This window comes from Luteimonas viscosa, from assembly GCF_008244685.1.
GTDB lineage: Bacteria > Pseudomonadota > Gammaproteobacteria > Xanthomonadales > Xanthomonadaceae > Luteimonas > Luteimonas viscosa.
In genome coordinates this window covers 1488456-1501613 of record NZ_VTFT01000001.1, presented here as the reverse complement: position 1 = coordinate 1501613, position 13158 = coordinate 1488456, and the positions used below count along the sequence as shown (strand labels likewise).

The window sequence follows — 13158 nt, the reverse complement described above, 5'->3', positions numbered from 1 at the left end:
TCATGGGACGGCCGCACCGGGGTGGCGTTTGCGGATGGGCAGTCCGGCGAGGGCGACGCGGCCCCGGGTGCGCTGCGCTTACCCGGGCTACGCTGTTTCGGCTTGCCGCAGCGCAGTATGACACCGGTTACCAGAATCGATAGACTGGCCTCCGTCCGATCCACCGGCCGGCTGCGCCGGCCTCCGAATCACGGAGTTCCCGCCCATGTTCTGCAAGACCTACCACGCCACCCATCCGGACATGATGGACGGCGCCAGCAACGACCAGCTGCGCGACCGCTACCTGGTCGGCGACCTGTTCGTCGCGGACACGGTGCAGCTCAACTATTCGCACAACGAACGCTTCGTGCTCGGCGGCGCCGCGCCGGTGTCGAAAACGGTCGAGCTGCCGCGACAGACCGAGCCAGAATCGGCGAAGGGCCACCCCTTCCTCGAGCGGCGCGAACTGGGCGTGATCAACGTCGGTGGCGGCGCCGGCAAGGTGACCGTCGACGGCACCGCGTACGCGCTGGGTCCCAAGGACGGCCTGTACGTGGCGATGGGCAGCCAGGACGTGTCCTTTTCTTCCGACGACGCGGCCAACCCGGCGAAGTTCTACCTGGCTTCCACACCTGCGCATGCGCGCTTCGAGACGAAACAGCTCTCGATCAAGGACGCCGTGGCGCTCGAGCGCGGGGCGCTGGAAACAAGCAACGAACGCACGATCTACCAGTTCATCGTGCCGGCCACCTGCCGGTCCTCGCAGTTGCTGCTGGGCCTGACCGTGCTCAAGCCCGGCAGCGTCTGGAACACCATGCCGCCGCACCTGCACGACCGTCGCAGCGAGGTCTACTTCTATTTCGACCTCGGCGACGACGACCGCGTCTACCACTTCATGGGCCAGCCCGACGCGCAGCGCCACATCGTGGTGGCCACCGACGAGGCGGTGATCTCGCCGCCGTGGTCGATCCACATGGGGTCGGGGACGTCCAACTACGCCTTCATCTGGGCCATGGGCGGCGAGAACCTCGACTACACCGACATGCACGTGCTGGACATCTGCCAGCTCAAGTAACCCCATCCGCCGCGCAACCCACGCAAGGAACCGAACACGATGGCAGGCAATCCTTTCAGTCTCGAAGGCAAGGTCGCGCTGGTCACCGGCGCCAACACCGGGCTCGGCCAGGGCATCGCCCTGGCGCTCGCCGAAGCCGGCGCCGACATCGCCGCGGCGGGCATCGTGGAAGCGGCAGAGACGGGCGACGGGGTGCGCGCGCTGGGGCGCCGCTTCCTCAACCTCGACGCCAACCTGATTTCGATCGAGCCGGTCGAACGGCTGGTCAGGGAGACCGTCGACGGGCTCGGCGGGTTGGACATCCTGGTCAACAACGCCGGCCTGATCCGCCGCGCCGACGCGGTGGATTTCAGCGAGAAGGACTGGGACGACGTGATGAACGTCAACATCAAGTCCGCGTTCTTCATGTCGCAGGCGGCCGGCAGGCACTTCATCGCCCAGGGCAGCGGCAAGATCATCAACATCGCCTCGATGCTGTCGTTCCAGGGCGGAATCCGCGTGCCCTCGTACACCGCCTCCAAGAGCGGCATCGCCGGCATCACCCGGCTGCTCGCGAACGAGTGGGGCAGCAGGGGCATCAACATCAATGCGATCGCGCCGGGATACATGGCGACCGACAACACCGCGCAGCTGCGGGCCGATGCCGACCGCAACAAGGCGATCCTCGACCGTATCCCGGCGGGGCGCTGGGGCGAGCCTTCCGACCTCGGTGGTACCGCGGTGTTCCTCGCCAGTCGCGCCTCGGACTACGTCAATGGCGCGGTGATCCCGGTCGACGGCGGCTGGCTCGCGCGCTGAGGTCCTCTCCGGAACGGGCGGGAGGGTCGGTGTCCTCCCCGACGGGATCCTCTCCGCCCGCTCCTTTTTTTCACGGCAGCCGGGTCGCCGCGAGCGGACCGCCGCCTTCCGGCCGCCCGAGCCGGGCGCGGCGACTGCCGCGGGTGGCGCCGCCGCCATCGCCCGCGGAGGGTCCGCGATGAGCATCATTGAACCGATCATCGCCCTCGCGTCGGGCCTGTGTCTCGCCGTCGCGACGGCAACCGCCGGGGAGCCCAGGCGCGTCTTCATCGCCGGGGACTCCACCGCCAGCGTCTATCCCGCAGAGCGCGCGCCGCGCGAAGGCTGGGGAATGCGCCTGCAGCCGCTGCTGGCCGACGGCTGGGAAGTGCGCAACCACGCGCAGAGCGGCCGCAGCGCGCGCAGCTTCATCGAGCAGGGCTGGCTCGATGCGATCGCGAAGGACCTGCGCCGCGGCGACGTGCTGCTGGTCCAGTTCGGGCACAACGACGCCAAGGTCGAGGATCCCGCGCGCTACACCGATCCTGCCGTCGCCTACCCGGCCTGGCTGCAGCGCTACGTGGCGCTGGCGCGGGAACGCGGCGCAACGCCGGTGCTGGTGACGCCGGTGGCGCGGCGCAAGTTCGACGGCGGCCAGCTGCTCGACACCCACGGCCCCTATCCGCAGGCGATGCGGGAGCTCGCTGGACGCGAGGGGGTGGCCCTGGTCGATCTCAACGCGCTGAGCATGGACTGGCTGCGCGGGCTGGGCGATGCGGCGTCCAAGCCCTATTTCCTGCACGTGCCGGCGCAGCGCCAGGCCGACGACACCCACTTCAGCGCGGCGGGCGCGCAGGTGGTCGCCTGCCTTGTGGCCGCGGGCTGGCATGCGGCCGATACGGACGCGCCCGTCAGGCCGGTCACGGCAGGCACGTGCCCCATGATCGCCGCGCCCGCGCCCGTGGCGGTATCGCCTTCGATCGTGGTCCAGGAGCGGGACATCGCGGTGATCCAGCCGGGCCCGCACGCAGGCGAAGGCACCACGACCGCCTATCCGTTCTTCTCCGACGCCACCGGGTTCAACCTCGTGTTCCGCAAGCGCGCGCTGCATCCCGGCGCGACCATCGGCGCCCATGTCAACGACAAGGACGAGATCTACTACGTGATCTCCGGCCGCGGCGAACTCGTCCTCAACGGCGACGCGCGCGAGGTCGGCCCGGGCGACGCGATCCTCACCCGCAACGGCGACAGCCACGCGTTGCGCCAGCTCGGCGACGAGGATCTGGTGATCTTCATCGTATTCGACGAGGCGTCGCGCACCCCCTGAGCGGCCTGCGGCTCCGGCGGCTGTTGGTCCGGCGGCTCCCGCGGTGGCGAACAGGCGGCGCAGAGCAGGGCGGCGGCGAGCGCGGCGGGTCTGGCGATCCGGTGCGTGGGGTTCTGCGGGGCGGTAGGGCGCTATCCTAGGCCGGACCCGGTTTTGGACGCGCGAAGATGGACCCGCATCGCTGGCGCCTGGATGGACAACTCGCACTGGTCACCGGTGGCAGCGCCGGCATCGGCCGCGCGATCGCACGCGAGCTGCTCGGCTTCGGCGCCACCGTGCTGATCGTCGCGCGCAACGGCGACGCGCTGGAGGTCGCGCGCGACGAACTTGCCGAGGAGTTCCAGGACGGCGACATCCGCGCCTTCATCGGCGACGTGTCCGACGACGAGCAGCGGCGCGAGGTGCTGGACTGGGTCGAGGATCAGGGCGACGGACTGAACATCCTGGTCAACAACGCCGGCGGCAACCTCACCCGCGCCGCCACCGACTACGCCGAGGACGAGTGGCGCGAGATCTTCGAGGTCAACACCTTCAGTGCGTTCGAGCTTTCACGCTACGCGCATCCGCTGCTGACCAGGCACGCCGCGTCCAGCATCGTCAACGTCGGCAGCGTGTCGGGATTCACCCACGTGCGCAGCGGCGCGCCTTACGGCATGAGCAAGGCGGCGATGCACCAGATGACGCGCAACCTCGCCGTCGAGTGGGCCGAGGACGGGGTGCGGGTGAACTCGGTGGCGCCCTGGTACATCCGCACGCGCCGCACCTCGGACAAGCTGTCCGATCCCGACTATCTCGACGAAGTGCTGCTGCGCACGCCGATGGGCCGCGTCGGCGAACCGGAGGAAGTGGCCGCCGCGGTCGCCTTCCTGTGCCTGCCGGCGGCGGGCTACATCACCGGCGAGTGCATCGCGGTCGATGGCGGGTTCCTGCGCTACGGCTTCTGACCAGGCTCGCGCGCGGCTTCGCAGCGCGTTCCGCGGTCAAGCCGCCTCTGGCCGCCGCGTCGTCGACGGGATGGCCGCGGCCGGGTCGGGCAAAGGGACGTTCCGCAGCGCTGCGGCGCACCCGGCCCTGCGGCCTGCGCCGCGATTGGCGCGCCGGAGGTCGCCGGCTACCATCGGCGGCACTTCATCCGCAGGAACCGGGACATGGAAACGAACGAACTCCACCGCGGCCGGCTGATCGACCACCTGCAACTGGTGGTCCGCGACCTCGACGCCAGCCGCCGCTTCTACGAGGCCGTGCTCGGCGCACTGGACATCCCGATGGGCGGCAGCGGCGAGGGCTGGTTCTGGGCCGACGAACTGTTCGTGTCGACCGCCGACAGCGAGGCGGCGCAGGGCGACCTGACCGGGCGCCACCATTTCGCCCTGCAGGCCCGCGACCGGGCGGCGGTGGATGCCTTCCATGCCGCCGCGCTCGCCCATGGCGGTCGCGACAACGGCGCGCCCGGCGAGCGGCCCTACCACCCGGGCTATTACGCCGCGTTCGTGCTCGATCCCGACGGCAACAACATCGAGGCGGTCTTCCACGGCCCCGCCCAGCGCAGCGCGGACTCGGTGCACATCCGTTTCGACGCGTGAGCCGCCCTCAGGGCGGCAGTGCGCAGGTGGAATCGACCAGGATCCTCGTCACCCGCGCGAACTCTTCCTGCAGCGCGGGTTTGTCCGCGCCGCGGGCATGCCGCCAGCCGGATTCGATCTCGCGCTGGCGGCGTTTCCAGCCGTCGCAGGCGTCGCGGTCGCCGATACGCGCGCAGACGTCGTACTTGTTCTCGCAGGCGGCGCCGACGCCGGCGGTGTCCAGGCGCACGCAACGCGGCTTGGGCGACCAGTCCTCGCTCACGTAGCTGTCGTTGTCCCAGGTTTCACACTGGTAGATCGGTGGCGGCGGCAGGCGTTCGCTGTCCGCGAGTTGCGCCGGTTCCGGGAGATCGGGGCGCTCGGGACCGGTGATCGGTTCGTCCTGCGGTCCGGCGACCTGGATGAAGTTCGACAGCGGCGGCGGCGTGTAGGCCGGTTCCTCGACCACCGTCAGGCCTCCGGGGATGCCTGCCGGCGGCGGTCGAGAGGGCAGTGCGTCGACCTTGCGGATCTCCTGCCGGCTGCCGGCGGGACAGGGCGTGCCGTTCTGGATCGTGACCTCGCCGCTGGCCGCCGTGCAGCGGTAGATGGTGCCGGCGTCGTCCTGTGCCAACGCCAGCGTCGCGCCGAGGAGCAGCAGGAGGCAGGCCGCCATCCGCCCCGGGCGCATCAGCCTGTCCCGCAGTCTGCAGCGAGGCGCGCGTTGATGCCGCGTTCCTCGGTGCGCAGGCGGTTGCGTTCGGTCTCCTGCGCGTTGAAGAAGCGCCGGCGGATCTCTTCCCGGCGATCGACCAGGCGCGCGCAGACCTCGCCCTGCGGCAGGGCATGGCAGGTGTCGCGGACCCAGGTGCCCGGCCCGCCGAGGCCGCCGTAACCTGGACGGTCGGGCCGACCGGGCCGACCGGGGCCGGCCGTCGGTGGATCCGGGCGCGGCGTGGGCGCGCCGACGCGCCCGCCGAGGGGACGGTCGGCGTAGTACCGGGACAGCGCGCCGCTCTCCGCCTCAGGTGGACGGCCGGGCCCGTGGCCACTGCGGTAGCCGAGCGTCCACAGGGGCACCCAGCGCGGGTTGCCGTGGCCATCGTCGCTGGTGTACCGCTCACCATCGGGCGTGGTGCACTCGTACATCGGCTGTGGCGTACGTACGACCACCACCTGCGGGCGGGGCGGCGGGTCGTCGGCAGGAAGCTGCTCTTCGGCACGCGGAGGTGGCGTAGGCCTGTCGGCCGGCCGCTGCAACGTCATCACCTGCTCCGACGAACCCCGCGGGCACGGAACGTCGCCCAGGGTGACGTGGCCCTGCGTGTCGGTGCACCGGTAAACGGTCACAGGCTCCGCCGCGCGTACGCTCACGGCAGCGAGCAGCGAGGTCAGCAAGACGGCGGGAAGACGCGGACGCATGCCTCATCTTGCCGCCGCGGGCGCGATGGGGCAAACCGCGGGGACCTCCGGTCAGGGCCGGTTCAATCCCCCGCGCAGGTCGGCCACGTTGCGTCGACGCTCAGGCGGCGTCGAGCGCCGAAGCCATGCCCTGGGTGTCGCGCAGCATCCGCGCGATCGCGGCCGCGGCGTCGCGGCCTTCCTGCACCGCGGTCACCACCAGGTCGGCGCCGCGCACGCAGTCGCCGCCGGCGAACAGGCGCGGGTGCGCGGTCTGGTAGGGCAGGCGGTCGCCGCCACCGGCGATGATGCGGCCGTTCTCCCGCGCCTGCACCCCCGAGTTCGCAAGCCAGTCGGGGAGCCGGGGCGAGAAGCCGAAGGCGATGATCACCACGTCCGCGTCGATCACCGATTCGCTGCCCGGGATGGCCACCGCGCTGCGGCGGCCGTTCGCATCCGGCTCGCCCAGCCGTGTCTCGACCATGCGCACGCCGGAGGCCTGCTTGCCGTCCGCCGCCTCGATCGCCAGCGGCTGGCGGTTGAACAGGAAGCGCACGCCTTCCTCGCGCGCGTTCGCCACCTCGCGCGCCGAGCCCGGCATGTTGGCCTCGTCGCGGCGGTAGGCGCAGGTGACGCTGGTCGCGCCGAGGCGGATCGCCGAACGCACGCAGTCCATGCCGGTATCGCCGCCGCCGAGCACCACCACGCGCTTGCCGGCCAGGTCGGGCAGCACCAGCCGGTCTTCCCAGCCCGCGATCGGCCGGCCCTGCGGTTCGCGTCCGGTGACGATCCGTCCGTTCTGCACCAGGAACGGCAACGCCGGCAGCACGCCGGCGAGGTCCTGCCCCGACAGGCCGCCATCCGTATAGCGATACGCACCAAGCCCGAGGAACACGGCGTCGTAATCCGACAGCAGGGTGCCCAGCGACACGTCGCGGCCGATCTCGACCCCGAGCCTGAAGCGCACGCCCATTTCCTCCAGCACGTCGCGCCGGGTCGCGATCACCGACTTGTCGAGCTTGAAGCTGGGGATGCCGAACTGCATCAGGCCGCCGATCTGCTCGTAGCGGTCGAACACCGTGGCGGCGATGCCCGCGCGCGCGAGGCGGTCGGCGCAGGCGAGCCCCGCGGGGCCGGCGCCGACCACGGCGACGCGGCGGCCGGTGGCCACGACCTTGGACAGATCAGGCCGCCAGCCCTGCTCGAACGCGGTGTCGACGATGTACTTCTCGACCGCGCCGATGGTCACCGCGCCGAAGCCGGCGTCGAGGGTGCACGCGCCTTCGCACAGGCGGTCCTGCGGGCACACCCGGCCGCACATCTCCGGCAGCGGATTGGTCTCGTGGCACAGCGCCGCCGCCTCGAGGATGCGGCCTTCCTCCACCAGCTGCAGCCAGTTGGGGATGTAGTTGTGCACCGGGCACTTGGCCTCGCAGTACGGGTTGCCGCAGTCCAGGCAGCGCCCGGACTGGTACGCGGCCTCGGGCTGCCCGAACTTGCCGTACAGCTCGTTCCAGTCGCCCTCGGTGCGCAGCTGCAACGGCACCTTGCGCGGCATCTCGCGCGGGATGTCGAGGAACTGGAAGACTTTTTTCTTGCTCATGCGAGGGGATTCGGGATTCGGGATTGGGGATTCGGAACGGCGTGGCGGCAACGCCTGTGCGCCACCGCAGGAATTCTGGATCCGCGTTTTCGAATCCCGAATCCCGAATCCCCAATCCCGGCTCTCATGCCGCCCTCCGCAGCTCGTTCGCCAGCGCCTCGAGGCTCGCGGCCTTGGGTTTGACCAGCCAGAACTTGCCGACGAAGTCGCGGAACTCGTCGATGATGCGCGCGCTCCAGGCGCTGCCGGTGAGCGAGGCGTGCGCTTCCAGCAGGTCGGTCAGGTGCTGGCGGTAGTTGTCGAAGCCTTCGGGCGAGATGCGCACGATGTCGATCAGCTCGTGGTTGTAGCGGTCGACGAAGTCGCGGTCGAGGTCGAGCACGTAGGCCAGGCCGCCGGTGAAGCCGGCGCCGAAGTTCAGACCGGTGCGACCGAGCACGACCACGGTGCCGCCGGTCATGTACTCGCAGCAATGATCGCCGGCGCCTTCCACCACCGCGACCGCGCCGGAGTTGCGCACCGCGAAGCGCTCGCCTGCGCGGCCGGCCGCGTACAGTTCGCCGCCGGTGGCACCGTACAGGCAGGTGTTGCCGAGGATCGGCGCATGCCGCGATTCGAACACGCTGGCGCGTGGCGGCGACAGCACGATGCAGCCGCCGGCCATGCCCTTGCCGACGTAGTCGTTGGCCTCGCCCTCGAGGTGCAGGTGAAGGCCGCCGGCGTTGAGCGCGCCGAAGCTCTGCCCGGCGCTGCCGGCCAGGCGCAGCGTGAGCGGGCGATCGGCCATGCCGGTATTGCCGTGATGCTGCGCGATCAGCCCCGACAGGCGGGTGCCGATGCTGCGGTCGGTGTTGCGCACGGCATACGCGTACTCGCCGCCTTCACCGCGCTCGATCACGCCGGTCAGTTCGGCATCGAGCCTCGCCGCGAGGCCGTCGGGTGGCGTCTGCAGCGCCGGCGCGCCGCAATACGCCGCGGGCTGCGAGGGATCGCTCGCGAGCAAGCGCGACAGGTCGATGTCGACCTCTTCGCGGGTCTGGCGCAGGTGCTGTTCGAGCAGGTCGGTGCGGCCGACGATCTCCTCCAGCGAGCGCGCGCCGAGCGATGCCAGCAGTTCGCGCACGTCCTCGGCGATGTTGCGGAAGAAGTTCTCGACGCGCTCGGGCAGCCCGGTGAAGTGCGCCGAGCGCAGGCGCTCGTCCTGGGTGGCCACGCCGGTGGCGCAGTTGTTGAGGTGGCAGATGCGCAGGTACTTGCAGCCCAGCGCGATCATCGGCGCGGTACCGAAGCCGAAGCTGTCGGCGCCGAGCATCGCCGCCTTGACCACGTCGAGCCCGGTCTTGAGACCGCCGTCGGTCTGCAGCAGCACCCGTTCGCGCAGCTCGTTGGCCTGCAGCGCCTGGCGCGCCTCCGACAGGCCCAGTTCCCAGGGCACGCCGGCGTAGCGGATCGAACCGAGCGGGCTGGCGCCGGTGCCGCCGTCGTGGCCGGAGATGGTGATCAGGTCGGCGCCGGCCTTGACCACGCCGGCCGCGATCGTGCCCACGCCCGCGTGCGCGACGAGCTTGACCGAGATCAGCGCCGTCGGGTTGACCTGGCGCAGGTCGAAGATCAGCTGCGCGAGATCCTCGATGGAATAGATGTCGTGGTGCGGCGGCGGCGAGATCAGGCCGATGCCGGGCTTGGCATAGCGCAGGCGCGCGATCAGCGGGTTGACCTTGCTGCCGGGCAACTGACCGCCCTCGCCGGGCTTGGCGCCCTGCGCGACCTTGATCTGCAGCACCTCGGCATTGATCAGGTACTCGGGCGTGACGCCGAAGCGGCCCGACGCGATCTGCTTGATCTTGCTCCGCTTCTCGGTGCCGTAGCGCGCGGGATCTTCCCCGCCTTCGCCGGAGTTGCTGCGGCCGCCGAGGCGGTTCATGGCGATGGCGAGCGCCTCGTGCGCCTCGGGCGACAGCGCGCCCAGGCTCATGGCCGCGGAATCGAAGCGCTTGACGATCGACGACACCGGTTCGACCTCGTCGAGCGCCAGCGGCGCGCCGAGCGGCTTGAGCCGCAGCAGGTCGCGCAGCGCCGCGGGAGGACGGCCGTCCACGTGCCCGGAATAGACCTTCCAGTCCTCGCGCTCGCCGGTGAGCACCGCGCGCTGCAGGCTGGTCACCACGTCCGGGTTGTACTGGTGGTACTCGCCGCCGTGCACGTAACGCATGAGTCCGCCCGGCTCGGGCAGGGCGTTGTCGTCCCAGCCGTGCTCGGCCAGCGCCCAGGCATCGTTCTCCAGCCGCGCGAAACCGGCGCCGCGGATGCGCGAGGGCGTGCCCTCGAAGCACAGCGAGACCACGTCCTCGTCGAGGCCGACGATCTCGAACAGCTGCGCGCCGCGGTAGCTGGCGATGCTGCCGATGCCCATCTTCGACAGGATCTTGAGCAGGCCCTTCTTGATCCCGCGACGATAGCTGCGCCCGACCTGCAGCGGCTCGTTGCTGGTCTTGCCGCCCAGCAGGCCGCGGCGCGCGAGCGCGGCCAGGGTCTGGTAGGCGAGGAACGGGTAGACCGCGGTCGCGCCGAAGCCGATCAGGCAGGCGAAATGGTGCGGATCGCGCGCGGTGCCGGTCTCGACGATCAGGTTGGCGTCGCAGCGCAGGCCCTTGCGCACCAGGTGCAGGTGCACCGCGCCGGTGGCGAGCAGTGCGTGCACGGCGGCGTGGCCGCGACGCGGGCGGCGATCGCTGAGGATCAGCAGTTCGACGCCCTCGCGCACCGCCGCCTCGGCCTCGGCGCAGATGCGAAGCAGCGCGTCGCGCAGCGAGGTGCGCTGGTCGAAGTACAGGTCGATGTAGCGGTGCGCCGATTCGAACCGCGGCAGCGCCAGCAGCTGGTGCAGCTTGCGCTGCGACAGCACCGGTGAGTTGAGCATCACGTGGTGGACGTTCTCGGCCTGGTCCAGGAACAGGTTGCCCTCGCGCCCGATCTGGGTGGAGAGCGTCATCACGCACTCCTCGCGCAGCGGGTCGATCGGCGGGTTGGTGACCTGCGCGAACGCCTCGCGGAAGCAATCGTAGAGCGGACGCACGCGCTGGCTGATCGCCGCCATCGGCACGTCGTCGCCCATCGAGCCGATGCCTTCCTGCTCGGTTTCTGCGAGCGGGCGCAGCACCGCTTCCTGCTCCTCGCGCGAGAGCTGGAACAGCTTCTGGAAGGCGAGCAGCGTTTCCGGGGTGAACGGCGCGTCGGTCAGCGCCGGGTCGATCAGCTCGGTATGCAGCCAGCTCATGCCGCGCTTGAGCCATTGCTTGTACGGCGCGCGCGCGCGGTTGAGGTCGTCGATCGCGTCGTTGTCGAGCAGGCGCCCTGCCTCGAGGTCGACCGCGATCATCTCGCCGGGGCCGAGCTTGCCCTTGGCCACCACGTCCTCCGGCGGCAGCTCCCATACGCCGGCCTCGGAGGCGATCACGAACACGCCGTCCTTCGACAGCGTCCAGCGCGCCGGGCGCAGGCCGTTGCGGTCGAGGGTGCAGGCGGCGAAGCGGCCGTCGCACATCACCACGCCGGCCGGTCCGTCCCAGGGCTCGGAATTGATCGAGTAGTACTCGTAGAACGCCGCGAGGTCGGTGTCCTTGTATTCCAGCGACTGCGTCGCCGGCGGGATCAGGATGCGCATCGCCTGGGGCAGGTCCATGCCGCCGAGCAGCAGCCATTCGAGCATGTTGTCGAGCGACTGCGAATCCGAGCCGTGCATGGTCACGGTCGACTCGAATTCGGACACGTCCAGCAGCGGCGAACGCCACACCTGCTTGCGCGCCTGCGCCCAGCGCCGGTTGCCCTCGATGCTGTTGATCTCGCCGTTGTGCGCCAGGCGCCGGAACGGGTGCGCCAGCGGCCAGCGTGGCAGGGTGTTGGTGGAGAAGCGCTGGTGGAAGACCACCGCACGCGCCGCGAGCTCCGGATGCGACAGGTCGGGGAACAGCTGCCGCAGGTGGCTGGGCAGCACCATGCCCTTGTAGCCGAGCAGGCGCGGCGACAGGCCGACGACGTAGAAGTCGGCCTCGTCGCGCAGCGCTTCCTCGCAGCGGCGGCGGGCGAGGAACAGCACGCGCTCGAGCGCATCGGCATCGGCCTCGTCGCTTTCCACGAACGCCTGCTCGATGCGCGGCACCGAAGAGCGCGCGAGCTTGCCGCAGGCGGCCAGGTCGAGCGGCACCGCGCGCCAGCCGGCGACGCGCACGCCGACGCGTTGCAACTGTGCGGCCAGTTGCGCGCGGCAGCGCGCGGCGGCGTCGCCGTCGTGTGGCAGGAAGACCATGCCGGCCGCGACCGGCCCGTCGTGCAGGGGGAAGCCGGCCTCGCGTGCGAGCGTGCGCACGAAGCCTTCCGCGCCGTGGATCAGCACGCCGCAGCCGTCGCCCGAGAGGCCGTCGGCGGCGACGCCGCCACGATGCGCCATCCGCGCCAGCGCTTCGAGCGCGATATCCACGATCGCACGCTCCGGCGTGCCCTCGATCTTCGCGATCAGGCCGAATCCGCAGCTGTCGTGTTCATCGCGGGGGTCATGGAGCCCCCGACCCGGGAGTGCCCGCATCGTCGTCGTCGTCGTTGGTGTGAGGGTCGCGTGGGAATCGGAGCCGGGCGCGGTCGAACATCACCCGGCGGCGCATCCACGAACCCGAATAGATCACAAATTGTGCGACGCGGCAACGCGCGCGCGAAGTTGGTTGCCGGTGAAACCGGAATCGCGGAAAAAGCCGCCTATTTCAGCGGAGTTGGCGACCGTTGCGGGCGTCGCGGATGGCGGTCGGCTGGCTCAGTCCGGAAGTTTCGCCGGCAACGATCAGCTCGACGCCATCGCGGATGCCGGGGGCGAGGTCGGCGCGCGAGCGGGGCGCCGGATCGCCCGCGATGTTGGCGCTGGTCGACACCAGTGGGCCCGCGAACGCCTTGCACAGCGCCGCCACCACCGGGTGCGCGCTGACCCGCACGGCGACACCGTCGTGGTCGCCGCGGATCCACCGGGGAACCGCCGCCGACGCGGGCACGACCCAGGTATGGGGGCCGGGCCAGGCGGCCTGCACCTCGTCGCGCCGGGCGGGCGGCAGCGAGGACCAGTCGACGAGGTCGTCGAGCTGGACCGGCGCGCCGGCCACCAGGATCAGTCCCTTGTCGACCGGGCGCTGCTTGAGCGCCAGCAGGCGCAGCACCGCCGCCTCGTCGAACGGATCGCAGCCCAGACCCCAGACGCCTTCGGTGGGATAGGCGATCAGGCCGCCGCGGCGCAGGGCGGCAACCGCCGCATCGAGGTCGGGAACAGGCGTCATCGCGGCAGCTTAGCGAAAACGGGAGCGCCACCGCGCGCGCGGGCCGGATGAGCGGGCGTACGCAGACGCAGGGCAGGTCCCCGGCAGTGTCCGGCTTGCACGGATCGGCGGCGCAGTTC

At 70.7% G+C, this 13158-nt stretch carries 10 protein-coding genes; 5 read left to right on the top strand and 5 right to left on the bottom strand.

Annotation, left to right across the window (positions count from 1 at the left end):
* The first annotated feature begins 205 nt into the window (after nt 1–205).
* The 5 genes from kduI (at nt 206) to FZO89_RS06770 (ending at nt 4741) form a co-directional block, all read left to right on the top strand.
* Complete coding sequence (kduI, locus tag FZO89_RS06790; RefSeq protein ID WP_149102532.1) at nt 206–1054, top strand: 5-dehydro-4-deoxy-D-glucuronate isomerase; 849 nt, start codon at nt 206–208, stop codon at nt 1052–1054.
* Between the two features lie 39 nt (nt 1055–1093).
* A complete protein-coding gene (kduD, locus tag FZO89_RS06785; RefSeq protein ID WP_149102531.1) occupies nt 1094–1852 on the top strand; it encodes a 2-dehydro-3-deoxy-D-gluconate 5-dehydrogenase KduD in 759 nt (252 codons plus the stop codon).
* Between the two features lie 178 nt (nt 1853–2030).
* Nucleotides 2031–3158: a GDSL-type esterase/lipase family protein gene (locus tag FZO89_RS06780; RefSeq protein ID WP_149102530.1), complete on the top strand. Its 1128-nt coding sequence runs from the start codon at nt 2031–2033 to the stop codon at nt 3156–3158.
* A gap of 167 nt (nt 3159–3325) precedes the next feature.
* Nucleotides 3326–4102, top strand: coding sequence for an SDR family oxidoreductase (locus tag FZO89_RS06775; RefSeq protein ID WP_149102529.1), 777 nt, complete (start codon nt 3326–3328; stop codon nt 4100–4102).
* A 204-nt stretch (nt 4103–4306) separates the two neighbouring features.
* Nucleotides 4307–4741: a VOC family protein gene (locus FZO89_RS06770; RefSeq protein ID WP_149102528.1), complete on the top strand. Its 435-nt coding sequence runs from the start codon at nt 4307–4309 to the stop codon at nt 4739–4741.
* Between the two features lie 7 nt (nt 4742–4748).
* Here the strand turns inward: FZO89_RS06770 and FZO89_RS06765 are convergent, their stop codons facing one another.
* From FZO89_RS06765 to tsaC, 5 genes are all read right to left on the bottom strand, one after another.
* The gene (locus FZO89_RS06765; protein ID WP_149102527.1) at nt 4749–5411 is read right to left on the bottom strand and encodes a DUF4124 domain-containing protein; all 663 of its coding nucleotides are present in this window, start codon (nt 5409–5411) and stop codon (nt 4749–4751) included.
* Nucleotides 5411–6142 (bottom strand): DUF4124 domain-containing protein, encoded by a 732-nt coding sequence (locus FZO89_RS06760; RefSeq protein WP_149102526.1) that lies wholly within the window; start codon nt 6140–6142, stop codon nt 5411–5413. The genes FZO89_RS06765 and FZO89_RS06760 overlap by 1 nt, the downstream gene beginning before the upstream one ends.
* 100 nt (nt 6143–6242) lie before the next feature.
* Nucleotides 6243–7724: an FAD-dependent oxidoreductase gene (locus FZO89_RS06755; RefSeq protein WP_149102525.1), complete on the bottom strand. Its 1482-nt coding sequence runs from the start codon at nt 7722–7724 to the stop codon at nt 6243–6245.
* A gap of 124 nt (nt 7725–7848) precedes the next feature.
* Complete coding sequence (gltB, locus tag FZO89_RS06750) at nt 7849–12306, bottom strand: glutamate synthase large subunit (protein ID WP_149102524.1); 4458 nt, start codon at nt 12304–12306, stop codon at nt 7849–7851.
* A gap of 172 nt (nt 12307–12478) precedes the next feature.
* Nucleotides 12479–13039 carry an L-threonylcarbamoyladenylate synthase type 1 TsaC gene (tsaC, locus tag FZO89_RS06745; protein ID WP_149102523.1) on the bottom strand — a complete coding sequence of 187 codons (561 nt, stop codon included), beginning with the start codon at nt 13037–13039 and terminating at the stop codon, nt 12479–12481.
* Between the last annotated feature and the right edge of the window lie 119 nt (nt 13040–13158).